The organism is Kitasatospora setae KM-6054, from assembly GCF_000269985.1.
GTDB classification, from domain to species: Bacteria; Actinomycetota; Actinomycetes; order Streptomycetales; family Streptomycetaceae; genus Kitasatospora; species Kitasatospora setae.
This window is the reverse complement of the sequence record NC_016109.1, coordinates 3,189,306-3,214,133: the sequence shown is the minus strand read 5'-3', so window position 1 is coordinate 3,214,133 and position 24,828 is coordinate 3,189,306. Positions and strand designations below refer to the sequence as shown.

The following is a 24,828-nucleotide window of genomic DNA, read 5'->3' as shown; positions in this document are numbered from 1 at the left end:
ACCACCCCACCCACCCCACCCGCCCCGACCCCGCGCCTTCGGCCGCCCGCCGGACGCCGCGTCAGCCGCCCTCACCAGGGCGGCGGTTGGCAGTGGGCCGGCGGCCCGGTGGGACGGTGGTGCACCTGTCACACGCACCGGTGCCCGGCGAAGTCACGGGCGATACGATCGGACCGTCCCGCGTTCCGGGGGCGTTGCGAGAGCGAACGGGCTGTCGATCGACTGACGGGGTACTGATGACGCTGACCAAAGCCACGCGCCTGCTCGGCGCGACCGCACTGGCCGGGGCCCTGGTCCTCGGCGCCGCCCCGGCGGCGTCGGCGGACCAAGTGCGGGACGCGCAGTGGACGAACGCGTACTTCGGCCTGGACAAGGTGTGGTCGGTCAGCAAGGGCGACGGCGTGACCGTCGCGGTGATCGACTCCGGCGTCGACGCCACCCACCCCGACCTCACCGGTTCGGTGCTGGAGGGCTACGACCCGAGCGGGAGCGGTCAGAACACGCGTCCCACCGATCCGCACGGCACGGGCATGGCCAGCCTCATCGTCGGCCACGGGCACGGAGAAGGGACGGGCGTCCTCGGCCTGGCCCCCGGTGCGAAGGTCCTGCCGGTCTTCAAGGACTCCGCGTCCGGCGGCGACGCCATCCCCGAGGGCATCAAGTGGGCGGTCGACAACGGCGCCAAGGTCATCAGCATCTCGCTGGCGGGCCTCGGCGGACCGGGAAGCGCGTCCGACCTGACCGAGGCGGTCGCCTACGCGGCCAAGCACGACGTGCTGATCGTCGCGGGCGCCGGCAACGACGGCCGGAGCGCGGTCTCCAGCCCGGCGAACGAGCCCGGGGTCCTCGCGGTGGGGGCGACCGACCAGAACGGCACGGTCTGGGCGAAGTCCGCCTACGGGCCGCAGTTGATGCTGACGGCCCCCGGAACGGGCATCGTCTCCGCCGGATCCTGTTCGGCTGAGCGGTACTGCATGGCGGACGGGACGTCGGACTCGACCGCCTTCGTCTCCGCCGCAGCGGCCCTGGTCCGGGCGAAGTTCCCGAACCTGACGGCGGGCCAGGTCGCCAACCGGCTGGTCAAGTCCGCGAAGGTACCGGCTGCCGTGAAGGGCGGCAAGCTGCCCGACCCGCACTACGGCTACGGGATCCTGTCGCCGTACGACGCGCTGACGAAGGACATCCCGACCGGTCCGGCCCAGGGGCCGCTCGCGGCGACCGCCGGGGGCGGTGCGGCTGCCGAACCGAGCGCGATCGCGACCACCGGCGCGGACGACAAGCAGTCCGACGCGCTTCCGGCACCCCGGAGTTCCTCCGCTTCCGGCCTCGGCGTCGGAGTGCTCGCCGGAGTCGGCGCGGGGGTCGTCCTCCTGGTCGTCCTGGTCGTGGTCCTGGTCAGCCGGAGCCGCCGACGCTCCGGCCCGGTGCCGCCGCAGGGGCCGCCGCCGTACGGCGCCCAGCCCGGCTGGCCGCCCGCCCAGCAGCCCTACGGCGGCCAGGCCCCGCCGCCGGGCCACCCGCAGCAGGGCTACCCGCAGCCCGGCTACCCGCCGCAGCAGCCGTACGGCGGCCAGGCCCCGCAGCCCGGCTACCCGCCGCAGCCGGGGTCCCAGCAGAACCCCTACGGCCCTGGTGGGGGCCAGTCGTACCGTTGACGCCGGCAGGGTTGCCAGCGCCGCGTCGGCGATACCATCGAACTCCCAACCGGCTTATCCCTGAAGCCGGTTGGGTCGCTGTACACACGGGGAAACACCCAGGACTCCAGGGGGAGGAGAAGGCCGCGTGGCCGACGGATACCGCGTCAACACGGACGAGCTGGAAGCGGTCGTGAAACGCCTGCAGGTGATCCAGCAGAACATGGCCCAGACCAGTGACAGGAGCGCCTACGGCACCGATGTGGGCGCGGCCGACTTCGGGGCCAACTTCAGCCATGCCGCCAAGGTGCACGAGGCCCACCAGAACATGCAGGGCTGGCTCACCGCCACCATCACCGACCTGAGCGCCCTGATCGACGACTTCGGGAACAAGGCCCAGACCGTCAACAACGCGTACAAGGGACTTGAGGCCGACGGCGTGGCCAACATGACGTACGGGCAGGGGACGGTCTGACATGGAACGCATCCACGAGTTCGAGCAGCAGGCGCTGATTCCGCTCAAGGCCATGCTGAAGAGCTCCCAGCCCGCGAACCTCACCCGGGTCGCCGAGCACTGGGGCAGCGCCAGCAAGGACCTGCAGGCCGCCGCGCGCGACCTCCAGCAGGCGCTCGAACACGCGCAGAGCAACTGGGAGGGCGCCGCCGCGGACGGCTTCGCGGCGCGCGCGACGAAGATCCAGACGATGCTCAACAACACGGCCGACCACGCGGCCAAGACCTCGTCCGCGATGCACCTGGCCGCCGGCGCCCTGCAGGCGGCCAAGGCGCAGATGGACCGGATCTCGGTGCCCAGCCACCTCAACAGCGGCCTCAAGTTCCTCGGCGACATGGGCGACCGCTCCGACGCCCAGTTCAAGGCCGACCTAGCCGCTGGCATGGACCGCTTCGACGCCGTCAACAAGAACTACGACGAGCTCTCGGCGACCGAGATCCAGCACCAGTACGCCATCGGGACGATGGAGTACCTCGGGACCCACTACGACGAGGCCGCGAAGCAGATGCCGCGGCCACCCGGCGGCACCATCCACGACCCCACGCCGTTCCCCCCGCCGCCGGACGACCCCGGCGGCCAGGGCGCCATCCCCCCGGTGGGGCGGCTGCCCGAAATGCTGCCGCCCAAGGAGCCGCCGCAGCAGACGACCCCGCCCGGACAGACCCGGCCCGGGGTCCCCGGTGTGCCGCAGCCCGTGCTGCCCGGGCACCCGGGGACGCCCGGGATTCCGCCGACGACGACGCTGCCCGCGCCCGGGCACCTGCCGTCGCCGCCGTCGCCCGGGACGGGGATCCTCGGGGTCGACCCGTTGCCGCCCGGTGGGACGACCACGGGGCCCGGCTACGGGATGCTGCCCGGCGGGGTCGGGACGCTGCCCGGTGGCGGGGTCGGTGGCGGCGGGTCCGGTGGTGGCGGGATCGGCGGTGGTGGCGGGTACCTGCCGGGGATGGGCGGCGGGTACGTGCCGGGTGGTGGCGGTGTCGGCGGCGGCCGGGTGTCCGGCGGCGGGCTGACGGGTGCCGGCGGGGCCGGTGGCGGTCGGACGTCCGGTGGTACGGGTGCCGGGGGTTCGGCGGGCCGGGGTGCCGGTGGCGGCGCGGGGGCCGCGGGTTCCGGCGGGTCGGGTGCCGCAGGTGCCCGGGGTGCCGCGGGGGCCGGCGGGATGGGCGGCATGCACGGCGGTGGCGCCGGTGGCGGTGCCCGGGGCGGCGCCGGCGGCAAGTCCGGTGGCAGCGGCCTGGTGCGCAAGTCCGGCGGTACGGTCGGCGGCGCGAAGTCGGGCGGTGCCGGTGGCCGGGCGTTCACCGAGGGCGGGTCCGGCATCGGCAAGGGCCGCTCCGGGCAGGCCGGCGCGGCCGGGATGCACGGCGGGGCCGGTAGCGGCGGCGCCGGCGGCAAGAAGAAGGAGAAGGGCCACCGCCCCGACTACCTCGTCGAGGACGAGGACACCTGGCGCGGCGGCGAGGCGAACCCCGGCGTCATCCAGTAGGCGCGGGGGAGTGGTGGTCGGCGGGCGCCGGCCGCGGTCCGGAGGGATCGCGGCCGGCGCCCGCCGCCGTTCGGCAGGGCGGAGTGGAAAGCGGAAAGGGGAAAGGGGAAAGGAATTCCGGAGAACGACAGCAGAATTCACCGAACGCCCGGTGGAGAATGGGCGTCCGGTGAATTCCGGGTGGAGACCATGACGGGAATCGAACCCGTGTAAACCGCTTTGCAGGCGGTTCCCTCAGCCACTCGGGCACATGGTCGTGGGGTGGGGCGTGGTGACGCGAGGATGGCGCGGATGAGCGAACGCGGGCATCAATCAGCCTGCGGAAGGGGGGAGTTCAGCGCTCAGGCGCAACAGCGGCAACGACAGGAACAGGCGCGGCCGGGACAGGGGGCGCAGGTGCGGTGCGCTGCGAGGGCCACCGTCTTCCTGTTCATCGCCGTCTCCTGTCGCTCGGTGTGGGCCGCGCCGGTCCGTTCCTTCGTTCCGGTGAATTGACTATAACAAGGAGGGGCCGGGTCACGTCAATATTCCCCGGTGAATTTCGCGGACCGGCGGGTCGGCCGGCCCGATCGTCGGCGCACCGCCTCGTGCGACCTCGCGTGCTACCTTCGGAAGGGAGCGCGGCGGCCCCTCGCGGCCGCCCCGGACGAGGTGCGTCGTACCCGGCACGACAAGACGACGCGGTAGGTGTTTCGACTACTGCGGAGGAGTCCGTCGTCATGGCCTGGGTGGTTCTGATCGTCGCCGGAGTGCTGGAGACCGTGTGGGCGGTCGCGCTGGAGGCGTCCAAGGGGTTCTCGCGGCTGGTGCCGAGCCTGGTGTTCGCGGTCGCGCTGGCGCTGTCGATGGGCGGGCTGGCGTACGCGATGCGCTCGATCCCGCTGGGCACGGGCTACGCGGTCTGGGTGGGCATCGGTGCGGTGGGCACCGCCGTGTACGGGATGGTGGCGATGGGGGACGCGGTGAGCGTGGCCCGGATCACCTGCCTGGTGCTGATCCTGTCCGGCGTGGTCGGGCTCAAGGTGCTGCACTGAAGGCTGTGCCGAGGGATGGTCCCAGCCCCTGCGGCGGAGGTGCCGTTCCGACCGCAGGTCAGGATCAAAACCACTCAACGGCACTTACCATGTCGAGGTGACCAGCACCTCCCAGGCCGAAACGGCGGCCCCCGCGCCCCTCCCGCTCCCCGACGACGACGGCACCGCCGGGGTGCTCAGCGGCCCCTGGCGGGCGCTGACCCTGGGCATCGTGTCGGTGGTGCTGCTGCTGGCCTTCGAGGCGACGGCGGTGAACACCGCGATGCCGACGGCCGCCCAGCAGCTCGACGGGATCAGCCTCTACGCCTTCGCCTTCTCCGGGTACTTCACCACCACGCTGCTGGCGATGGTGGTCTCCGGCCAGTGGTGCGACCGCCGGGGCCCGCTGGTGCCGCTGTTCAGCGGCATCGCGGTGTTCGCCGCCGGGCTGGTGACGGCCGGCACGGCGGTGAACATGTGGATGTTCGTCGCCGGCCGGGCGGTGCAGGGGCTCGGCGGCGGCCTGGTGATCGTCGCGCTGTACGTGGTGGTCGGCCGGGCGTTCCCGGAGCGGCTGCGGCCGGCCGTGTTCGCGGCGTTCTCGGCGGCCTGGGTGCTGCCCTCGATCCTCGGCCCGGTGATCTCCGGCGCGGTGACCCAGCACCTCGGCTGGCGCTGGGTGTTCCTGGCCGTCCCGGTGCTGGTGCTGCTGCCGCTCGCCGTGATGGGCCCGGCGCTGCGCCGCGCCGAGCGCTCCCAGCCGCCGCTGCAGGCCGGCCCGTACGACTGGCGGCGCACCCGGGACGCGGCGATGGTCGCGGTCGGCGCGGCGCTGCTGCAGTACGCGGGCCAGCGGCTGGACGTATGGGCGCCGCTGCCCGCCGCGGCGGGGCTCGCGCTGCTCGGCCCGGCGGTGCTGCGGCTGCTGCCGACCGGCACGCTGCGGGCGGCGCGCGGGCTGCCGACGGTGATCCTGCTGCGGGCGATCGCGGCGGGCGCGTTCTTCGCCTCCGAGCTGTTCATCCCGCTGATGATGCAGACCCAGCGCGGCCTCTCGGTGACGATGGCGGGCCTGACGCTGGCACCGGGCGGGCTGGCCTGGGCGTTCGGCTCCTGGCTGCAGGGCCGACCGGGCGCGGACCGGCACCGGGCGGCGCTGATCCGGATCGGCTTCCTGTCGACGGCGATCGCGGTCGGCGGCGCGGCGCTGGTGCTGTTCCCGGCGGTGCCGGTCTGGGTGACCGCGGTGTTCTGGGGCGTCGGCGGCGCCGGGATGGGCATGGCGATCGCCAGCATCAGCGTGCTGATGATGAAGCTGTCGAAGCCGGAGGAGACCGGCGAGAACTCGGCCGCCCTGCAGTTGGGCGACGCCCTGGGCAACGTCCTGCTGACCGGCCTGGCCGGCGTCCTGTTCGCCGCGCTGGGCGGCGGCGCGGTCGGCGCGGCGGCCGACGGCGGCCCGCTGCCGGCCGGCGCGTTCGCCGCGGTCTTCCTGACCATGCCGGTGGTCGCCCTGGTCGGCGCGGCCCTCTCCGGCCGGGCGACCGCCAGGGCCGGCGCCTGAGCGGAGCCGGCCCGCGCGGCCACGGCGGCAGCAGCGACGGCTACGGCAGCAGCGACGGAACCGGCTCCGGCCGGGGCGCACCCCGGACGTCCGGGGTGCGCCCCGGCCGGAGCCGTCGCGCGCGGGGGAGGGGGGAGGGGGGAGGGGGCTACTTGCCGCCGGCCACCGGCGGGGCGGACGCGGTGCCGCCCGCCGGGGTGCCGGCGCCGCCGAGGTAGGCGTTCCAGCCGCCGGTGGGGGCCTGGCCGGGCGGCAGGGCCTGCAGCTTCTTCAGGACGGCGGGGTCCTGCGCGTCCAGCCACTCGACCAGCTGCCGGAAGGAGACCATCCGGACCTCGGGCTTGTCGGCGATCTGCTTGAGGGTCTCCTCGACGGCGTTCATGTAGATGCCGCCGTTCCACTGCTCGAAGTGGTTGCCGATGATGAACGGCGCCCGGTTGCCGTTGTAGGCGCGGTCGAAGCCGGCCAGGTACGAGTCGCGGGCCTGGGTCTGCCAGAAGGACTGCCGGCCGGGGTCGCCCTTGGTGTTGTCGCCGGACTGGTTGTACATGATGTTGTAGTCCATCGAGAGCACCTGGAAGCTGTGCCCGGGGAACGGGATGGACTGCAGCGGCAGGTCCCAGAGCGCGCCGCCGGCGAACTTCTGCGGCCACATCTGCAGACCGCCGGGACCCGAACTGTCGTACTTCCAGCCGCGCTTGACGGCGGTCGGGAGCAGGCCGCGCTGGCCCTCCAGGCAGGGGGTGCGGCCGCCGATCAGCTCCTTGCGGTAGTCGAAGGGCAGCGCGGGCAGGTCGGTGTTGCCGGTGTTGGTGCGCCAGTTCATCACGAAGTCCATGGCCTGCTGGATCTCGCTGTCCCAGTCCTCCGGGGACCACCGGCCGCCGCCGTTGGAGCCGCAGAAGTGGCCGTTGAAGTGGGTGCCGATCTCGTGCCCCTCCAGCCAGGCGGCGCTGACCTGCTCGATGGTGGCGCGGATGTGCTGGTCGCTCAGGTAGCCGATGTCGGAGGCGCCGACCGGGTGCTGCGGCGGGTGGTACAGCGACTTCTTCGACTCGGGCAGCGTGTAGATGCCGCTGAGGAAGAACGTCATGGTGGCGTCGTGCTCCCGGGCGAGCGTCCGGAACCGGCTGAACAGCTGGTTGTCGAGCTCGCCGGCGCCGTCCCAGGAGAAGACCACGAACTGCGGGGGCCGCTGCCCGGCCTCCAGCGGGACGGCCTGCGGCTGGTTCGGCTGCGGGCCGGTGTCGGAGGTGGAGCCGTCGCCGATCAGGGTGGCGGGCGGCTTGGGGACGGCGCTGGGGCTGCCGTTCGCGGCGAGGCCGTCGGCCTGTGCGGGCGGGGCGGCGCTCCCGTTCCCGGAGGAGCTCGCGCAGCCGGCGGCGAGGGTGGCGGCGGTCGCCGCACCGGCCGCCAGCAGCGTCCTGCGGGAGAGGGCGTCCATGTCTCACATCCGTTCACCAGGGAGTAAGGGGAAGGCACCGGCCGGACGAACGGATCATCAGATGGAATGGAGAGATGCGTCATCCGGGGGAGTCGGCTCAGCATGGCACGCGCCCGCGCGCCGCGCCGGTAAGCACGGCCCGGGTACGGATGACCGGGGGACGCCACGCCGAAACGCTCACCTGTTCGGCGCACCGGGCCCGAGCTGCGACGTCAGCGGAGAGTTGACTTGGCGTCAGGCCTGGACGACCCGCCCGGCCCGCACGATCGATGACAGGGCACCGATGACGCAACACGGATGACGGGACACGGATGACGCAACACCGATGACGCAGCACGGATGACGGAACACCGATGACGGAACACCGATGATGCAACACGGAACCAGGAACACGGAGGTCGCACCCGCCGATGTGGCAGCCGCTGATCGACGCCTACCGGGGCCGGATCGTCGACACCGGACGGGAGCCGCTGTTCCTGCTGCTGCTCGGCCTGGTGCTGTCGTTCCTGTTCATCCGGCTCAGCACCCGGATGATCCGGGCCCGGGTCCGCTGGTGGCCGGGCAACGTCACGCCGGGCGGGCTGCACATCCACCACGTGGTGTTCGGCCAGGCCCTGCTGCTGGTGTGCGGGGTGGCGGCGTTCGCGCTGCGCGGGGACGGCGGGGCCTGGTGGAACCTGCTCGGCTTCGGGTTCGGCGTCGGTGCGGGCCTGGTGCTGGACGAGTTCGCGCTGGTGCTGCACCTCAAGGACGTCTACTGGTCGACCCAGGGCCGCACCTCGGTGGACGCCGTGATGCTCGCCGTCGCGATGATCGGCCTGCTGCTGGTCGGTGAGCTCCCGCTCGGCGGCTTCGTCCGGCACCCGGACGGACCCACCCTGGCCGGGGCCGCCGTGCTGCTCTCGCTGGTGGTGGTCAGCCTGCTCAAGGGCAAGACCTGGACCGGGCTGCTGGGCATCATGCTCTGGCCGCTCGCCCTGGTCGGCGCCGTCCGGCTGGCCCGCCCGGCCAGCCCGTGGGCCCGCTGGCGCTACCGGGCCCGCCCCCGCCGGCTGGCCCGCGCCGAGCGCCGCGAGGAGCGGATCCACCGCCGCCTGGTCGCGGTGAAGACCGCCGCGTACGACCTGGTGGCCGGCACCCCGGACGCCGACCCGGAGGCCGAGACCGTCCCCGTCCCCGCCCCCGCCCCCGTGGCCGCGACCGTCCCCCCGACCGAGGCGGTCGAGACCGCGGAGGCCGCGGCGGAGCGGCCGCCCGCCGCCTGGCGGCTGCGCTGCGCCGGGTTCGCCCGCTGGTACCTGCGGGCGGCGACGGTGCTGAACCTGCTCGGCGCGCTGGTCGCCCCGTTCCGGGCGCAGGTCGAACGGGCCAACCGGGGCGAGTACTTCACGCCGGTGCTGGTCACCTCCGGGTTCACCACCGCGCTGCTGGCCGGGCTGCTCGCCGTGATGCTGCGCCGCCGCAAGCGCGCCGCCTGGATCACCGCGCTGGCGCTCACCGCCGCGCACGCCGCCGTCTTCGCGCTGGCGCTGGCCTTCCCCGAGTACCGCGCCCACCCGTTCAACTGGGTCTCCGCCGGGCTGACCCTCGCCCTGCTGCTGGCGCTGCTGGCCGCCCGCCCGGTGTTCCGGGTCCGCGGCGGCCGGGGCAACCTGCCGCTGGCCGCGGCCGTGCTGCTGTTCGGCGGGGCGCTGCTGACGGCGGCGGGGGCCGCCGCCGTCCGGCTCGCGCACACCGACGGGGTGCCCGGCTGGGGCGAGGCGGCCCGGTACGCGGTGCTCCGGCTGGTCACCGTCTCCGGGGTGGTCGAGGTCACCGACGTGGACGTGCCGCGCTGGATCGACCTCGGCCTGAACCTGCTCGCCACCGCCCTGCTGCTGCTCACCCTGCGGATCCTGCTGCGCTCCCCGCACGGCACCGACTGGCAGAGCCCCGAGGACGAGCGCGCGCTGCGCCGCCTGCTGGAGCGGCCCGGCGGCGACTCGCTCGGCTACTTCGCGCTGCGCCGCGACAAGTCGGTGTGCTTCTCGCCCAGCGGCAAGGCCGCCGTCGCCTACCGGGTGGTGGGCGGCGTGGCGCTGGCCTCCGGCGACCCGGTCGGCGACCCGGAGGCGTGGCCGCAGGCGATCGAGGCGTGGCACCGGCTGGCCCGCGCGCACGCCTGGGTGCCCGCCGTGACCGGTGCCGGCGAGCGGGCCGCCGCCGCGTACGCCCGGACGGCCGGGCTGCGCGCGCTGCACCTCGGGGACGAAGCGGTGGTCGAGGCGGCCGGCTTCACGCTGGCGGGCCGGGAGATGCGCGGCCCCCGGCAGACCGGCCACCGGCTGGCCCGGGCCGGGTACACCGTGCTGCTCCGCCGCCACCGGGACATCCCGCCGGAGGAGTTCGCCGACCTGGTCCGGCTCGCCGACGCCTGGCGGCACGGCCGCACCGAGCGCGGCTTCTCGATGGCGCTGGGCCGGCTCGGCGACCCGGCGGACGGCGACTGCCTGATCGCCGAGTGCCGCGACCGGGCCGGGCGGACGGCCGCGCTGCTGTCCTTCGTCCCGTGGGGCGCGGACGGCCTCTCGCTCGACCTGATGCGCCGCGACCGGGAGTCCGACGGCGGCCTCGCCGAGTACGCCGTCGCCGAGCTGCTCGGCCGGGCCGGGGAGTGGGGGGTGGCCCGGGTGTCGCTGAACTTCGCGATGTTCCGGGAGGCGTTCGAGCCCCGGCTGGGCGCCGGGCCGGCCCTCCGGCTGTGGCGCGGGGTGCTGCGCTCGCTCTCCCGCTGGTGGCGGCTGGAGGCGCGCTACCGGGCGAACGCCCGCTACCGGCCGCGCTGGGTGCCGCGCCACGTGCTGTACGAGAAGCCCTCCGAACTGCCCGCGATCGGCCTGGCCACCGCCCGGGCCGAGGGCTTCCTGACCAGGCCCCGGCTGCGCCGCGGCGGCCGCACCCCCTGACGGCGCGTCACCCGCCGCGTCACCCGGACAGAACCCACCGCGTGCCGCGGCCCCGGCCGCCGGGTGAACTGGGCGGGTCGGGACGAGGGCCGGAGGGCGCGGTGGGCGAGCGGAGCTGGACGGGGGCGGCGGCGGCCGCGACCGCCGTCCTCGCGGGGGCGTGGCTGCTGCACGGCGGCCTGGCGGGCACGCTGCCGCCGGCGCCGCTCGCCGCCCAGGCGTACGACGGCACCCCGGTCGGCCCGGCCGTCCCCGCGCTGCCGCCCTCGCCGCCGGTGCGGGTGCGGATCCCGGTGCTCGGGGTGGACGCCCCGGTGGCCCGGCTCGGGCTGGACGGCGACGGCCGGCTGCAGCCGCCGCCCGCGGCGGACCGCAACCTGGCCGGCTGGTACCGGGACGGCGCCGCCCCCGGCTCCAGCGGGACGGCGGTGCTGGCCGGGCACGTCGACAACGCGCACGGCCCGGCCGTGTTCTACCGGCTGGGCACGCTGCGCAAGGGCGACCAGCTGGAGGTCGACCGGGCCGACCGGGCCAGCGCCTGGTTCCAGGTCGACGGGGTCGAGGTCTACCCGAAGAGCGGCTTCCCGGACGGCAAGGTGTACGCGGCCACCCCGGACGCCCAGCTGCGGCTGATCACCTGCGGCGGCGGCTTCAGCCGGGACGGCGGCTACGACGCCAACGTGGTGGTCTACGCGCACCTGGTGCGGACCGCGCGGGCCTGAGCGGCGGGACGGACGGCGGCCGGGGAGGGAAGGCGGGCGTGAGCGGCCGCCGTCCTGACGGTGCGTGAGGGCGCGCCGCCAGGACGGCGGCCGGTCAGGCCAGCAGCTCGGCGAGCGCCCGGTCGCAGTCCAGGTGGCGCAGCTCCTGGCCCTCCGGCACCACCAGGTAGCTGTGCCACAGGAAGCGGCGCAGCTCGGTGCGGTCGAACTGGAGCAGCGCGACGCCCTCGGGGGAACGCAGCTCGACCATGGTGCGCTGGCCGAGCGCGGGGCGGATGTGCACGTCGCCCTCGCCGCTGGGCAGGTCGAGGCCGGCCGCGAACAGCTGGCGGGCGAACACCCACTCGACCCCGTCGGCGACCGGCTCGACCGGCTCGGCCGGGGCGTCGAACGCCTCGTCCAGCGGCCCGTCCAGCGGGTCGGTGTCCGGGTCGACGGCTTCCAGGGCGTACTCGGCGGGGAAGACCATCCGCACCGCCAGCGGGTCCTCGGCGTTGTACCGGAGGGTGACCCGAAGCAGCGCGGAGCGGTGGGTGCTGACGATCAGGCGGGCGTGCGTGGTCTGTTCGACCGGTGCGGGGGCTGCGAACACGGCGGTGTCCTCCCGGGAGTGCGTACGGGTGAGGAGGCGACCGGCGTCGCCCCCTGGTGAAGAAGAGTCACAAGTGACGGGTGTGATTACACCGGTTTTCATGGTTTGTTAGTGATCTGCGTCACATCCGTACGGACCAATCCGGGCATTCCGGGCTGGTGGCATGGGCATTCCATGGGCAGCGGAGGGGCGCCCCGGGCAGGATCTCGAAAGCCGTACGGGCCCCCACAAATCACCCGTTCGGCGACCTCAGGGGAGGGCCGAGACCATCGACGAGAGAGTGCGGACGGCCGGGCGGAGCCCGCTCGCCGCGTACACCGAGCTGTACCGGGTGCACCACCACGGCCTGCTGCGCTACGCCAGCGGACTGACCGGCGGCGACCGCTGGCGGGCCGAGGACCTGGTCGCCGAGGCGCACCTGCGGGTCTGGCGGCGGCTCGCCGACGGGCACCGGATCGAGGACCCGCGGGCCTACCTGGCCACCACCGTCCGGCACCTGGCCGCGCTGCCGGTGCGCGAGCGGGTCGTCGGGGAGCTGCCCGACGAGGGCGGCGCGGAGGCCGCCGACCCGGCGCCCCGGGTGGCCGAGACCGACCGGATGCGCGGGCTGCTCGCCCAACTGCCCGAGCGCTGGGCGCAGGCGCTCTGGCTGTCCGAGGTCGAGGGCCTGCCGCCCGGCGAGGTCGGCGACCGGCTCGGGATGGGGCGCGGCGCCGCCGCTGTGCTGCTGCACCGGGCCCGCGAGGGTCTGCGGCTGGCCTACCTGCGGGCCTATCCGGGCGCCCCGCGCGACCCCGGCTGCTCCGGGCACTGGGCCGCGCTGGCCGGCCAGGCCCGCGGCCGGGCCGGGCGGCGGGTCCAGCGGCACCTGGCGGACTGCGCCGACTGCCGGGGCCGGCTCGCCCTGCTGCGCCGGGTCAACCTGCGGCTGGCCGGCCTGGTGGGCAGCGCGGCGGCGCTGGCGGCCGCGCTGGTCTGCGCCCCGTTCGACCCGGCGGAGCGCCGGGAGGCGGTCGCGGTCGCCGCGGCGGGCTGCGAGGTGCGCTACCGGGTCACCAGCGAGACCGACGACCGGTTCACCGCCCGGATCGCGCTGCGCAACACCTCCGACCGCCCGGTGGCCGGCTGGACCCTGCGCTGGCCGCTGCCGGTCGGCGAGCACCTGCTGGCGGCCTGGCCGGGCACCGGCGAGGGCTACGAGGAGGGGACGGCCGGCGCGGCGATCCGCGACGGCGGCTGGAACGCGGTGCTGCCGCCCGGGGCGTCCACCGTGACCGGCTACACCGGCAGCTGGGCGCACCCGCACCCGGTGCCGGAGTCGATCACGCTGAACGGCCGCCCGTGCCGCGTGAAGGTGTGGTGACGGCCCCGCGAACGGAGTGGGATACCCGCCACAGAGGCGTGCCGCGGCGGCCGTCCGGCCGTCGGGAGGGGCTAGGCTGGGCGGGTTCCACGCCTGCCCGCCGCCCGCGGGGGAAGGGCCGCACATAGGCTCTGACCTGCGACGACCCTGTTCGGAGACCGTGACTACCGCCGCCTCCTCCTCGATGGCCCCGCTGTTCTCGCACCTCGACAGCACCCACCCCCGCCCGAGCGGCACCTCCGCCGCCGCGCACCTCTCCCCGGCCTTCCCGGGCCGCGCCCCCTGGGGCACCGCCGCCAGCCTGCGGGCCTGGCAGCAGGGCGCGCTGGACCTCTACGTCGAGAAGCAGCCCCGGGACTTCCTGGCGGTCGCCACCCCGGGCGCCGGAAAGACCACCTTCGCCCTGACCCTGGCGTCCTACCTGCTGCACAACCACCTGGTGCAGCAGGTCACCGTGGTCGCGCCCACCGAGCACCTGAAGAAGCAGTGGGCCGAGGCCGCCGCCCGGATAGGGATCCGGCTCGACCCGGCGTACTCCTCGGGCCCGCTGTCCAAGGACTACCACGGCATCGTGGTCACCTACGCGGGCGTCGGGGTCAACCCGATGCTGCACCGGAACCGGACCGAGGCCCGCAAGACGCTGGTGATCATGGACGAGATCCACCACGCCGGCGACTCCAAGTCCTGGGGCGAGGCCTGCTTCGAGGCGTTCGAACCGGCCACCCGCCGACTCGCCCTGACCGGAACCCCGTTCCGCTCCGACACCAACCCGATCCCGTTCGTCCAGTACGAGGCGGGCAGCGACGGCCTGCGCAAGTCGGTCGCCGACTACACCTACGGCTACGGGCACGCGCTGGCCGACCACGTGGTCCGCCCGGTGATCTTCCTCAGCTACTCCGGCAACATGCGCTGGCGCACCAAGGCGGGCGACGAGCTGGAGGCCCGGCTCGGCGAGCCGATGACCAAGGACCTGATCGCCCAGGCGTGGCGCACCGCGCTCTCCCCGCAGGGCGAGTGGATCCCGGCCGTGCTGCAGGCCGCCGACCGGCGGCTGACCGAGGTCCGCAAGGCCATCCCGGACGCCGGCGGCCTGGTGATCGCCACCGACCAGACGGTGGCCCGGGCGTACGCCAAGATGCTGCGCGAGATCACCGGCGAGAAGGTCGCCCTGGTGCTCTCCGACGAGACCGAGGCGTCCCAGCGGATCTCCGACTACGCCGAGGGCACCTCGCGCTGGATGGTCGCGGTCCGGATGGTGTCCGAGGGCGTCGACGTGCCCCGGCTGTGCGTCGGCGTGTACGCCACCTCGATCTCCACCCCGCTGTTCTTCGCCCAGGCCGTCGGCCGCTTCGTGCGCGCCCGCAAGCGCGGCGAGACCGCCTCGGTGTTCCTGCCGACCATCCCGATGCTGCTCGGCTTCGCCAACGAGATGGAACTGCAGCGCGACCACGTCCTGGACCGGCCCAAGAAGGAGGGCGAGGGCCTGTTCGACGAGGAGGACCGGCTGCTCGCCGAGGCCGAGAAGGCCAACGACGGGGCGGACACCGGCAGCGAGGAGTTCTCCTACGAGGCGCTGGGCAGCGACGCGGTCTTCGACCGGGTGCTGTACAACGCCATGGAGTTCGGCATGCAGGCGCACCCGGGCAGCGAGGAGGAGGAGGACTACCTCGGCATCCCGGGCCTGCTCGAACCCGACCAGGTGCAGATGCTGCTGCAGAAACGTCAGCACCGGCAGATCCAGCGCTCCAAGGCCAAGCCCGCCGAGGAGGCCGACCTGCTCGAACTCCCGGCCGAGGAGCGCCCGGTGGTCACCCACCAGGAACTGCGCGAACTGCGCAAGGAGCTGAACGCGCTGGTCGCCGCCTGGCACCACCGCACCGACCAGCCGCACGGCAGCATCCACAACGAGCTGCGCCGGCAGTGCGGCGGACCGCTCACCGCGCAGGCCACCGCCAACCAGCTGAAGGCCAGGATCGGCCGGATCCGGGAGTGGGCCGTCCAGGGCGGCTGACCGGTTACGGGGGGTGATCGGGTCTTCCGTCAACTCTCCTGCGGGAAAGCCCTGGTGGGAGCCCTGCGGGGTACCGGGCCGGGCCTCGCGGAGGAAGTGTGGAGACATTCGGTCATACGATCCGCTAATCTTCCGCGTGCCGGTGCTGGGGGGCCACCACGCGTGGATGCACCTCGGCGCGCGGCCTACCTGCCTGTCGGCACGCCGCCCCGAGCGGCGTGCCGGTCCCCGTATTTTCCTGAGGAGCCCCACCGTGGCGTACCCGCCCCAGCAGCAGCCCCAGCCCCAGTGGTCCGACAAGTCGAAGGTCACCGCGGGTCTGCTGCAGATCTTCCTCGGCGGCTTCGGCGTCGGCCGCTTCTACACCGGCCACATCGGCATGGCCATCGGCCAGCTGGTCACCTGCGGCGGCTTCGGCATCTGGTCGCTGATCGACGGCATCCTCTTCCTGACCAGCGACAACCGCACCGACGCCCAGGGCCGCGTGCTGCGCCCCTGACGTGTCCAGCGCACCGGTCGGCCGGCACCCCCGTCCCGCGGAAGACCGCGACGGGGGTGCCGGCCGTCGGCGTTTCCCGCGCCTGCCCCGGCACCCGCTGGCCGGCCCGCTCGGCCTGCTCGGCGCGGGCCTGGCCGGCTCCGCGTACCTCTACACCCGCAACCCGCACCTGCCCGGCCAGTGGCTGCCGTTCTGCCCGTGGCGCAGGCTGACCGGCCTGCAGTGCCCCGGCTGCGGCGGGACCCGGATGGCGTACGACCTGCTGCACGGCGACCTGCTCGCCGCCTGGCACGACAACGCGGCGGTGCTGCTGGCGATCCCGTTCATCGCGCTCTGGTACGCGGTGCGGCTGCGGCACGGGCTGGCCGGGCGGTACTGGAAGCTGCGGATGGACCGGCGCGCGGTGACCGCGCTGCTGGGCGCCGCCGTGCTCTGGACGATCGGCCGGAACCTGCTCTGAGCGGGCCCCGCGGGCGGAGGGCCCGGACGGGGCTTCCGGCGGGAGATTCGGGCCCGGGTCGGCCGGGGGCGGCGGTCAGATAGCGGACACCCGGGCCCCCGGGGTGCGAATTATGAGCGCCTTATCCGTTTTTTCATCACGAGTTTTCATCGATGATGACCGAATTCGGGACAACCACTTCCACCCGGGCGCCCCCGTTCATTAACGTCTTCCCACATTCGTCCGAGCCCCACCCACCGGCTCGGACGGATGCCGCGGAGCCCCGCGCCCTGTCGACGTCGCCGAGGCCGGACTCCCGCGCTGGACACCCTTCCCGCGCGCGATCAATTCCGGTGCGGCCCACGGCAGTTGTGCCGTAGGGTCGGACTCGCCGCGGAAAGGACCTGGCGCCTCGTGACTGCTGAGACCTCCCAGACCCTGGACAGAGGTGTCCGGGTACTGAAACTGCTCGCCGATTCCGAACGCGGGCTGACCGTGACCGAACTGGCGGCCCGACTGGCCGTCAACCGCACGGTCGTCTACCGACTGCTCGCCACCCTGGAACAGCACGGCCTGGTCCGCCGGGACATCGGCGGCCGCGCCCGGGTCGGCCTCGGCGTGCTCCGGCTCGCCCACCGCGTCCACCCGCTGCTGCGCGAGGCCGCGCTGCCCGCGCTGCGCTCGCTCGCCGAGGACCTCGGCGCCACCGCCCACCTCACCCTGGTCGACGGCAACGAGGCGCTGGCCGTCGCCGTGGTCGAACCGACCTGGACCGACTTCCACGTCGCCTACCGCACCGGCCTGCGCCACCCGCTCTCCGAGAGCGCGGCCGGCCGGGCCATCCTGGAGGCCCGCAGCTTCCCCGGCCAGCGCCGCCCCGAGCAGGGCTGCGTGATCACCCGGGCCGAGGAGCAGTCCGGCGCCAGCGGCGCCGCCGCCGCGCTGATCGGCCTCAGCGGCATCGAGGGCAGCGTCGGCGTGGTGATGCTCAACGGCCTGGTGCCCGAGCGGGTCGGCCCGCGGGTGATCGAGGCCGCCACCGAGGTCGCCGACGCGCTGCGCTGAGCCCCGCCGCCGCCCCGGCCCCCCGGCCGCCCGCCGCGCGAGCCCGGCGTCGTACCGCGCCGGGCCGGGCGTCGTACCGCGCCGGGCCGGGCGCCGTACCGCGCCGGGCCCGCGCGGGTGCCGGGGTGTGTTTGGATGCGGGGGTGCCTTCTCGGAACCTGCCCCCGGCCCTGACCTCCCCGCGCGGCCGCGCGCTCGCGCTGTGCGCGCTGCCGGTGCTCGCGCTGTTCGCGGTGGCCGCGTTCGTGCCGCTGCCCTACACCCTGGAGTCGCCCGGCGACACCGCCGACACCCTGGGCAGCTACCAGGGCGCCCGGGTGATCACCATCAGCGGGGCCCCGCAGCGGGAGACCAGCGGGCAGCTGCGGGTGGTCACCGTCAGCGCCACCAACCCGGACAAGCGCAACAGCCTCTGGGACGCGCTGTCGGCCTGGGTCGACCCGAAGCGGGCCGTGGTGCCCACCGACGAGGTCTACCCGCAGGGCGACCCGCAGGACGCCAACGAGGCGACCCAGCAGCAGATGACGGAGTCCCAGGACAGCGCCACCCTGGCGGCGCTGGGCTACCTGCACCTGTCGCCGGACCAGGTGAAGGTCACCGTGAACCTGGGCGAGATCGGCGGCCCGAGCGGCGGCCAGATGCTCGCGCTGGGCATCATCGACAAGATCGCGGGCGACGGCCGGGGCGGCGAGCTGACCGGCGGGCGCGACGTGGCCGGTACCGGCACGATCGACGCGGACGGGCGGGTCGGCCAGGTCGGCGGCATCCCGCTGAAGACCCAGGCGGCGCGGGCGGCCGGCGCCACGGTCTTCCTGCTGCCGCGCAGCGAGTGCGCGCAGGGCAAGGTCAACACCCCCGACGGGCTGCGGCTGATCCCGGTGGACACCCTCTCCGACTCGGTCGCCGCGCTCCAGGCGCTGAACAGCGGAGCGGCCGTACCGCACTGCTGACGCGCCGTCACGACCCCGCGCGGGGCAGGTGGGACCGGGCGTGGCACCCCCGTGCGCCCGGCCCTCGTGCAGGTCGTCCCCCGGAAGGCGTGCGGCCTACAGGCCGAACGCGGCGGTCACCAGGTCATCCCCGACCCGGACCCGCAGTTGCGCGGCGACCTGCGGTAAACGGTGCGCCTGGGACATCGGCAGCGACACCGCGACCGCCGCCAGCCCGCTGCCCAGCACGATCGGGACCGCCGCCCCGGCCGCGCCCAGCGCGTACTCCTGGTACTGGGTGATCGGCACGGCCCGCTGCGGCCCGTGTCTGGGCAGCAGCGGCAGGTGGGCGGGTTCGCGCAGGGTGTACGGGGTGAACGGGACCATCGGGTAGCGGTGCAGGTGGGTCCGCCGCTCCTCGGCGGACATCAGGGCCAGCAGGGTCTTGCCGGCCGCGTGGGCGTGCGCCGCCGCGTGGAAGTTCCGGGCGTCGACGGTGGGGGCGCCGGGGGCGGCCGCCGCGGCGACCAGCTGCACCTCGCCGTCCTTGTAGCGGGCGAAGTGCACGGCCGCCGCCAGCTCGTGGGCGATCCGGCCGAGCAGCCGGTCGAGCCGGGACCGGCCGGCCGCCGGACTCTCCTCCCGGCTCAGCCCGGACACCGCGGGCCCGGTGCAGTAGAGCCCCTCGTGGCGCTCCAGGTAGCGGTCGTGCACCAGGGTCCGCAGCAGGTGGTAGGTGGTGCCGAGGGCCAGCCCGGTGTCTCGGGCGAGCTGCTTGGCGGTGGCGCCCGACGGGTACCGGGCGGCGGCCTCCAGCAGCCGCAGGGCGCGCTGCGCGGAGGCGATCAGGGTGGTCGGGGCCTCGGTGGCCCGGTTCATGGCCGGCCCCCGCTGGTTCCAACATCCGCTTGGTGGAGCGGTGTTGACGGCGGGGAAGCCGGCGGGCACTCGGTGAGTGCGATCCGTATGCTCATGGCAGCGATCTTTGCGTGCACAGGCAAAAGGCATATGCCAAAAATCGGGCGATGTCGGGAGGCGCGCCCGATCGACCCGCGCCGAACCCGCGCCGGACCCGCGCCGGACCCGCTCAGGGGCCGCTGCCGGCCGCGGCCTGCTCCACCAGCGGCAGGATCCGGAACGGCACCGGGTTCTCCAGCGCGATCGCGGTGGACGCCCGGACGATTCCGTCGAAGCCCACCACCCGGTCGATCACCCGCTGCAGGTCCGCGTTCGACCGGGCCACGATCCGCACCAGCATGTCCCCGTGGCCGGTGATGGTGTGCAGCTCCAGCACCTCCGGCACCGCCGCCAGGTGCGCCCGGACGTCCGCGCCCTGCCCCTGCGAGATCTCCAGCGTCGCGAACGCCGTCACCGGGTAGCCGAGCGCCGCCGGGTCCACCTGCGGGCCGAACCCGCCGATCACCCCGCGCGCCTGCAGCCGGTCCAGCCGGGCCTGCACCGTGCCGCGCGCCACCTGCAGGCGGCGCGAGCACTCCAGCACGCCGATCCGCGGCTCCTCGGCGAGCAGCCGGATCAGCTTTCCGTCCAGCGCGTCGATGGCGTCGGGCTGCGGGGGCACGGGGCGGCTCCGGGGGTGCGGCGGGCGGTCGGGCGTCGAGCGACATTGTGCGGCCGGGCCGGCCCGCGCGTCAGCCCGGCGCGGCCGCGGCGGGGTCCGCTGGGCGGGGGCGGGGTGGGGCGGTCGGGCCGGTCAGTTGCCGATGATCGCGGTCTGCACGTCCGGCTCGTGCCCGTTCCAGGACACGATCACCGAGGAGACCCGGTCGCCCTTGGAGAAGTCCACCCGCAGCCACTGGTCGCCGTGCCAGACCTGCATCGACCAGCCGGCCTCCGGCACCGCCGACACCAGCCGGGCCTCGGTGGGCCGCTGGTCGAGCGCGACCCGGCCGCCGAGCACCGGGTAGCTGTGCACCGTGCTGGGCGGGGTGCTGACGACGTTCTTCCGGGTCGGCGTGCCGGTGGCGGGCGTGCCCGCCCCCGAGCCGGTGCCGCCGTTCGTCCCCGAGCCGGTCCCCGAGCCGGTCACCGTGCCGGTCCCGGCCGGCGGGGTCGGGTCCGGGCTGGGGGCCGCCGCCGAGGGCGGCGGATCGGTCGTGGGCGGCGCCGGGGTGCCCGTCCCCGCCTGCTTGGTGGCAGTCACCGAGGGCAGCTGTATCGCCACCGGCTGCTCGAACACCGTGTCGACGAGCACCGCGTGCACGCCGAGCCAGGACAGCGCCACCGCCGCTCCGGTAGCCGCCGTCCAGGCGCCCAGTTGAACCAGTCCGCTCCGCATCGCGGGCCCATCCTGCCGTACGAAGGTCACAACCAGGTCAGCGGGCCGGGGAATCCGCAGAAACCTTGTGGAAAAAGAGCGCCTAGCTTCAGGGAAGCTCAAGCTTCTGCCCGTTCCGCCCGCATGCGAACCCCCCGAGGTACAGACCAGTCCGCCCCGATGCCGTACCGTGCAGCCCCATGGCAACAGTGCTTGTGGTCGAGGACGACCCCTTTGTGCGTTCCGCCCTGATCCGCCATCTGGCCGACACCGGCCACGCCGTGCGCTCCGTCGGCACCGCCCTGGAGGCCCTGCGCGAAGTCGCCCAGGTCGGCTGCGACCTGGTGGTCCTCGATCTGGGCCTGCCCGATCTGGACGGCAGCGAGGCGCTCAAGATGATCCGCGGCCTGACCAACGTCCCGGTGATCATCTCCACCGCGCGGGACGACGAGGCGGAGATCGTCCGGCTGCTGAACGACGGCGCCGACGACTACCTGGTGAAACCTTTCTCCGGTGAGCACCTCACGGCCCGGATGGCGGCCGTCCTGCGCCGACTGGGCGGCGGCGCGCTGATGGCCCCGCAGATCCTCCGGGTCGGCGGCCTCGCCATCGACCCGCAGCGCCGCGAGGCCCTGCTGGACGGGCAGCGGCTCGACCTCACCCGACGCGAGTTCGACCTGCTGGCCTTCCTCGCCGCCCGCCCCGGCGTGGTCGTCCCGCGCAAGGAGATCCTCGCCGAGGTGTGGCGGCAGACCTACGGAGGGGACCAGACCATCGACGTCCACCTGTCCTGGCTGCGCCGCAAACTCGGCGAGACCGCCTCCAACCCGCGCTACCTGCACACCGTGCGCGGCGTCGGCGTCCGCCTGGAAGCCCCCAGCGGACCGGTCGGGTGACGACGTGAAACGCATCCTCCGCTCGCTGCGCTGGGCGATGGTCAAGGCCGCCATCGCCGGCACCGTCATGGTCGCGCTGGCGTTCCTCATCCCGCTCGGCCTGATGGTCCAGCAGACCGCCCGCGACCGGGCGTTCACCGCCGCCGAACGGCAGGCCGCCGCGCTCGGCCCGGCCCTGGCCATCACCACCGACCAGCAGGCCGTCGCCAAGGCGATGGCCTCCACCGACGCCGGCACCCGGGAGCGGCTCGCCGTCCACCTCCCCGGCGGCATCACGGTCGGCCCGGCCCGGACCGACAACGACCAGCCGCCGCCCAGCACCGACCCGCAGGGCGTCACCCCCACCGTCCACTCCGGCACCGCCCGGGTGGCCGGCGGCTACGTGCTGCTCCAGCCGGTCGCCGTCGACCGCGGCGGGATCGCCATGGTCGAGGTGTTCATCCCGAACGCCGACCTGTCGCGCGGCGTCGGCACCGCCTGGCTGGTGCTCTCCGGCGTCGCGCTCGCCCTGGTCGCGGTGTCCGTCGCGGTCGCCGACCGGATGGGCACCCGGATCATCCGCTCCGCCCGCCGCCTCGCCACCGCCGCCCGCTCGCTCGGCTCCGGCAACCTCTCGGTCCGGGTCCCGGTCGAGGGGCGGGAGGCGGCGGGCGCGCCCGAGGAGCTCCGGGAAGCCGCCTACGCGTTCAACGCGATGGCCGACCGGGTCGTCCACCTGCTCGCCGCCGAACGGGAGCTCGCCGCCGACCTGTCGCACCGGCTGCGCACCCCGCTCACCGTGCTCCGGCTCAACGCCGCCGCACTCGGCCACGGCGACGCCGCCGACGCCACCCGGCACGCGGTCTCCCAGCTGGAGCGCGAGGTCGACCAGATCATCCGCACCGCCCGCCGCCAGCCCGAGGACGCCCCACCGGTCGCCCTCGGCTGCGACGCCGTCGAGGTGCTCCGCGACCGGGTCGCCTTCTGGTCCGCGCTCGCCGAGGACGAGGGACGGCCCTGGCGGCTGGCCGGCGACGAGGCGCCCGCGCCCGTCCCGGTGCAGCGCGGCGACCTGGCCGCCGCCGTCGACGCGCTGCTCGGCAACGTCTTCCGGCACACCGCCGTCGGCACCGCCTTCGCCGTCGACCTGGTCGCCACCGAGGGCGCCGTCGTGCTCCTGGTCGGCGACGCCGGACCAGGCTTCACCGACCCGGCCCAGGCCATCCGCCGCGGCGCCGGACACGGCGGCGAGGGCTCCACCGGCCTCGGCCTGGACATCGTCCGCAAGCTCGCCGAGGGCACCGGCGGCGAGGTGCTGCTCGGCCGCTCCGCCGTCCTCGGCGGCGCCGAGATCACGGTGCGGATCAACATCCGCACCGAGGTCGAGCTGCCCAAGCAGCAACGCCGCCGGACGAGCCGGCCGGCCCGCAGGGACTGAGCAGGAGCGAGGGGCGACCGATGCCGACACAGGAGCTGTTACCGCGGGGGCGACAGCTCGGTGTCGCACCTCTCCCTTAAATACGTCCTAGGCCGTGCTCAACGCCGTCTCATGCCGCCCCGGGGCCGCCGCTCGGGCCCGCCGCCCCGGATAACGTCGGCCACCACCGGGGGAACGCGGCCCCGGCGACCGCCGCGCCACACCGCGGACCGGACCCGGAACCGCGAACCGCGGCAGCACCGCCCGACCAGCGGCAGGCATCCGTCCGACCGCCGCCGCGACCGGCCCGGTTCCGACCGGCCGGCCCCGACCGCGGTCGCCCCGGGCCGGGACCGGGCGGCCGGCCGCTCTCCCCAGCGGCCGGCCGCCCGCCCCAGGAGGGGAGCCCGGGACGACCGCGAACGGGGGGACGGGACGGGGAGCGGGACGGGGAACGGGGGCCGGGGCGGGGAAGCCCGCCGGCACCGCCCGGGCCCGACCGCGGGCAGGGCCCCGGGCAGGGCCCCGGGCCCGACCGCGAGCGGTGGCGTCCGCCGACCGTTCGGGTAGTGTCGGCTGCTGGCCCAGCGCAGGTCGACGGCGGACGGAGCAACACAGTGAGCACGGTGCAAGCGGAACGCGGCACGCCCCCCGGCAGCCCCGGCCGGCCGCCCGTCCCGGCCTGGCGGCGCGCCCTGACCGCCCCCGGCCGGCAGGTCGCCGCCGCCGCCGACGCCCTGCGCGCCGCCCCCCGGCGCCCGCTGCTGCTGGCCGGCGCGCTCGCCCTGCTCTCGCTGCTCGTCTACGCGGTCGTCCGGCACTTCGTCCACACCTCGATGGTCGACATGATCGTCTACCGGGCCGAGGGCTCCGCCGTCGCGAAGGGCGAGGACCTGTACGCGCTGCGGGTCACCCAGTGGAACCTGCCCGCGACCTACCCGCCGTTCGCCGCGATGCTGTTCGTGCCGACCACCTGGTTCGGCGTGCCCTTCCTGCGGGTCGCCGTCACCGCCGGGAACCTGCTGCTGCTCGGCACCCTCGCCCACCTCTCCTTCAAGCTGGTCGGCTGGCCGCGCCGCGACCTGCGGCCGATCGGCATCGTGCTGATCACCGGCCTCGGCGTCTGGCTGGAGCCGGTCTTCACCACCCTGCGCTACGGCCAGATCAACCTCGCGCTGGCCTGCCTGATCCTCTGGGACCTCACCCGCCCCGACTCCGCCCGCAGCAAGGGCCTCGCGATCGGCATCGCCGCCGGCATCAAGCTCACCCCCGGCCTGTTCGCCGTCTACCTGCTGATCACCGGCCGGGTCCGGGCCGCGTTCGTGGCGGCCGGCACCTTCGTCGGCACCTTCCTGATCGGCGCGCTGGTGCTCCCGGACGCCACCCGCGGCTTCTGGACCAAGTACATGTTCGACTCCAGCCGGGTCGGCAGCACCGTCATCGTCGACAACCAGTCGCTGCGCGGCCTGATCGCCCGGCAGATGCACGTCGCCAACCCCGGCACCGTCGCCTCCGTGCTCGGCGTCCTGGTCGCCGGCGCCGGACTCTCCGTCGCCGTCTGGGCGCACCGCAGCGCCCGCTGGTCGCCGCGCGCCGACGCCTGGAGCGTCTGCACCGCGCTGGTCACCGCCGTCCTGGTCTCCCCGATCAGCTGGACCCACCACTGGGTGTGGTGCGTCCCCGTGCTGGTGCTGCTCGCCGCCGAGGCCGCGCACGAGCAGTCCCGCCCGGCCGCCGTCCGCCGCCTGCGCTGGCGGCCGATCTTCGGCCTGACCCTGGTCGGCTTCCTGTCCTTCTCGATGTGGGTCGTCCCGCACAAGGGCGACCTGGACCTGCACCTCTCCGTGCTCAAGCAGTTCCCGGCGGGCGTCTACCCGCTGATCGGACTCTGCTTCCTCGCCGCCGCCGCACTCCGGATCCGCTCCCGGCGGCTCGCGGCCGGCGCCCCGCTGGTGCGCGTCCCCGCCCCGCGCGCCGAGGCGGACGGCATCGCCAGCGCCGGCGCGCAGAAGGCCCCCGCGGCCCGCTGAGCGCCCGG

At 74.7% G+C, this 24,828-nt stretch carries 21 protein-coding genes, 1 tRNA gene and 1 riboswitch; of the genes, 16 read left to right on the top strand and 6 right to left on the bottom strand.

What is annotated here, in order from left to right:
• Positions 1-236: 236 nt before the first annotated feature.
• From KSE_RS14140 to KSE_RS45805, 3 genes are all read left to right on the top strand, one after another.
• A complete protein-coding gene (locus tag KSE_RS14140; RefSeq protein WP_014135994.1) occupies positions 237-1,655 on the top strand; it encodes a S8 family serine peptidase in 1,419 nt (472 codons plus the stop codon).
• A gap of 172 nt (positions 1,656-1,827) precedes the next feature.
• Positions 1,828-2,109: a hypothetical protein gene (locus KSE_RS14135; RefSeq protein WP_148283097.1), complete on the top strand. Its 282-nt coding sequence runs from the start codon at positions 1,828-1,830 to the stop codon at positions 2,107-2,109.
• Between the two features lies 1 nt (position 2,110).
• Complete coding sequence (locus KSE_RS45805; RefSeq protein WP_014135992.1) at positions 2,111-3,637, top strand: PPE domain-containing protein; 1,527 nt, start codon at positions 2,111-2,113, stop codon at positions 3,635-3,637.
• A 181-nt stretch (positions 3,638-3,818) separates the two neighbouring features.
• Here the strand turns inward: KSE_RS45805 and KSE_RS14125 are convergent.
• Positions 3,819-3,893, bottom strand: a tRNA-Cys gene (locus KSE_RS14125).
• Positions 3,894-4,256: 363 nt separating this feature from the next.
• A riboswitch (guanidine-III (ykkC-III) riboswitch) is annotated at positions 4,257-4,322 on the top strand.
• 34 nt (positions 4,323-4,356) lie between these two features.
• On the opposite strand from KSE_RS14125, the gene sugE reads away from it, so the two are divergent.
• Together sugE and KSE_RS14115 are read left to right on the top strand one after the other, a co-directional pair.
• Positions 4,357-4,671 (top strand): quaternary ammonium compound efflux SMR transporter SugE, encoded by a 315-nt coding sequence (sugE, locus tag KSE_RS14120; RefSeq protein ID WP_014135991.1) that lies wholly within the window; start codon positions 4,357-4,359, stop codon positions 4,669-4,671.
• Positions 4,672-4,768: 97 nt separating this feature from the next.
• Positions 4,769-6,214 (top strand): MFS transporter, encoded by a 1,446-nt coding sequence (locus KSE_RS14115; RefSeq protein WP_014135990.1) that lies wholly within the window; start codon positions 4,769-4,771, stop codon positions 6,212-6,214.
• Positions 6,215-6,362: 148 nt separating this feature from the next.
• On the opposite strand, the gene KSE_RS14110 is transcribed toward KSE_RS14115, so the two are convergent.
• The gene (locus KSE_RS14110; RefSeq protein WP_014135989.1) at positions 6,363-7,658 is read right to left on the bottom strand and encodes a polysaccharide deacetylase family protein; all 1,296 of its coding nucleotides are present in this window, start codon (positions 7,656-7,658) and stop codon (positions 6,363-6,365) included.
• Positions 7,659-8,068: 410 nt separating this feature from the next.
• Here KSE_RS14110 and KSE_RS14105 point away from each other — a divergent pair, with 410 nt between their 5' ends.
• Both KSE_RS14105 and KSE_RS14100 read left to right on the top strand, forming a co-directional pair.
• Positions 8,069-10,603 (top strand): phosphatidylglycerol lysyltransferase domain-containing protein, encoded by a 2,535-nt coding sequence (locus KSE_RS14105; protein ID WP_014135988.1) that lies wholly within the window; start codon positions 8,069-8,071, stop codon positions 10,601-10,603.
• Between the two features lie 101 nt (positions 10,604-10,704).
• Positions 10,705-11,325, top strand: coding sequence for a class F sortase (locus KSE_RS14100; RefSeq protein ID WP_014135987.1), 621 nt, complete (start codon positions 10,705-10,707; stop codon positions 11,323-11,325).
• Positions 11,326-11,419: 94 nt separating this feature from the next.
• On the opposite strand, the gene KSE_RS45800 is transcribed toward KSE_RS14100, so the two are convergent.
• Positions 11,420-11,917 carry an SsgA family sporulation/cell division regulator gene (locus KSE_RS45800; RefSeq protein WP_014135986.1) on the bottom strand — a complete coding sequence of 166 codons (498 nt, stop codon included), beginning with the start codon at positions 11,915-11,917 and terminating at the stop codon, positions 11,420-11,422.
• Positions 11,918-12,197: 280 nt separating this feature from the next.
• Here KSE_RS45800 and KSE_RS38390 point away from each other — a divergent pair, with 280 nt between their 5' ends.
• From KSE_RS38390 to KSE_RS14065, 6 genes are all read left to right on the top strand, one after another.
• Entirely contained in the window at positions 12,198-13,280 is a 1,083-nt protein-coding gene (locus KSE_RS38390) for a cellulose binding domain-containing protein (RefSeq protein ID WP_014135985.1), read from the top strand.
• A gap of 184 nt (positions 13,281-13,464) precedes the next feature.
• The gene (locus tag KSE_RS14085) at positions 13,465-15,291 is read left to right on the top strand and encodes a DEAD/DEAH box helicase (protein WP_014135984.1); all 1,827 of its coding nucleotides are present in this window, start codon (positions 13,465-13,467) and stop codon (positions 15,289-15,291) included.
• Positions 15,292-15,544: 253 nt separating this feature from the next.
• Positions 15,545-15,790 (top strand): TM2 domain-containing protein, encoded by a 246-nt coding sequence (locus tag KSE_RS14080; RefSeq protein WP_014135983.1) that lies wholly within the window; start codon positions 15,545-15,547, stop codon positions 15,788-15,790.
• A 1-nt stretch (position 15,791) separates the two neighbouring features.
• The gene (locus KSE_RS14075) at positions 15,792-16,250 is read left to right on the top strand and encodes a DUF2752 domain-containing protein (protein WP_014135982.1); all 459 of its coding nucleotides are present in this window, start codon (positions 15,792-15,794) and stop codon (positions 16,248-16,250) included.
• Between the two features lie 393 nt (positions 16,251-16,643).
• The gene (locus tag KSE_RS14070; RefSeq protein ID WP_014135981.1) at positions 16,644-17,294 is read left to right on the top strand and encodes an IclR family transcriptional regulator; all 651 of its coding nucleotides are present in this window, start codon (positions 16,644-16,646) and stop codon (positions 17,292-17,294) included.
• A gap of 143 nt (positions 17,295-17,437) precedes the next feature.
• Entirely contained in the window at positions 17,438-18,244 is an 807-nt protein-coding gene (locus KSE_RS14065; RefSeq protein ID WP_014135980.1) for a hypothetical protein, read from the top strand.
• 96 nt (positions 18,245-18,340) lie between these two features.
• Here KSE_RS14065 and KSE_RS14060 read toward each other — a convergent pair whose 3' ends face one another.
• From KSE_RS14060 to KSE_RS42805, 3 genes are all read right to left on the bottom strand, one after another.
• Complete coding sequence (locus tag KSE_RS14060; protein WP_014135979.1) at positions 18,341-19,102, bottom strand: helix-turn-helix domain-containing protein; 762 nt, start codon at positions 19,100-19,102, stop codon at positions 18,341-18,343.
• A 208-nt stretch (positions 19,103-19,310) separates the two neighbouring features.
• The gene (locus KSE_RS14055) at positions 19,311-19,802 is read right to left on the bottom strand and encodes an Lrp/AsnC family transcriptional regulator (protein ID WP_014135978.1); all 492 of its coding nucleotides are present in this window, start codon (positions 19,800-19,802) and stop codon (positions 19,311-19,313) included.
• 132 nt (positions 19,803-19,934) lie between these two features.
• The gene (locus KSE_RS42805) at positions 19,935-20,519 is read right to left on the bottom strand and encodes a hypothetical protein (RefSeq protein ID WP_014135977.1); all 585 of its coding nucleotides are present in this window, start codon (positions 20,517-20,519) and stop codon (positions 19,935-19,937) included.
• A 179-nt stretch (positions 20,520-20,698) separates the two neighbouring features.
• Here KSE_RS42805 and KSE_RS14045 point away from each other — a divergent pair, with 179 nt between their 5' ends.
• The 3 genes from KSE_RS14045 to KSE_RS14035 all read left to right on the top strand — a co-directional run bounded on the left by KSE_RS14045 (position 20,699) and on the right by KSE_RS14035 (position 24,820).
• A complete protein-coding gene (locus KSE_RS14045) occupies positions 20,699-21,394 on the top strand; it encodes a response regulator transcription factor (RefSeq protein ID WP_014135976.1) in 696 nt (231 codons plus the stop codon).
• Positions 21,395-21,419: 25 nt separating this feature from the next.
• On the top strand, positions 21,420-22,811 hold the full coding sequence (locus KSE_RS14040) for a sensor histidine kinase (RefSeq protein WP_033258772.1): 1,392 nt from the start codon (positions 21,420-21,422) through the stop codon (positions 22,809-22,811).
• 596 nt (positions 22,812-23,407) lie between these two features.
• Positions 23,408-24,820 carry a glycosyltransferase 87 family protein gene (locus KSE_RS14035; RefSeq protein WP_014135974.1) on the top strand — a complete coding sequence of 471 codons (1,413 nt, stop codon included), beginning with the start codon at positions 23,408-23,410 and terminating at the stop codon, positions 24,818-24,820.
• Positions 24,821-24,828 lie beyond the last annotated feature (8 nt).

Bases quoted from the DNA above. Each gene is read 5' to 3' on its own strand.
- KSE_RS14045 (WP_014135976.1), top strand. From the start codon at position 20,699: ATGGCAACAGTGCTTGTGGTCGAGGACGACCCCTTTGTGCGTTCCGCC.
- KSE_RS45805 (WP_014135992.1), top strand. From the start codon at position 2,111: ATGGAACGCATCCACGAGTTCGAGCAGCAGGCGCTGATTCCGCTCAAG.
- KSE_RS14105 (WP_014135988.1), top strand. From the start codon at position 8,069: ATGTGGCAGCCGCTGATCGACGCCTACCGGGGCCGGATCGTCGACACC.
- KSE_RS14110 (WP_014135989.1), bottom strand. From the start codon at position 7,658: ATGGACGCCCTCTCCCGCAGGACGCTGCTGGCGGCCGGTGCGGCGACC.
- sugE (WP_014135991.1), top strand. From the start codon at position 4,357: ATGGCCTGGGTGGTTCTGATCGTCGCCGGAGTGCTGGAGACCGTGTGG.
- KSE_RS14085 (WP_014135984.1), top strand. From the start codon at position 13,465: ATGGCCCCGCTGTTCTCGCACCTCGACAGCACCCACCCCCGCCCGAGC.
- KSE_RS42805 (WP_014135977.1), bottom strand. From the start codon at position 20,519: ATGCGGAGCGGACTGGTTCAACTGGGCGCCTGGACGGCGGCTACCGGA.
- KSE_RS14060 (WP_014135979.1), bottom strand. From the start codon at position 19,102: ATGAACCGGGCCACCGAGGCCCCGACCACCCTGATCGCCTCCGCGCAG.
- KSE_RS14140 (WP_014135994.1), top strand. From the start codon at position 237: ATGACGCTGACCAAAGCCACGCGCCTGCTCGGCGCGACCGCACTGGCC.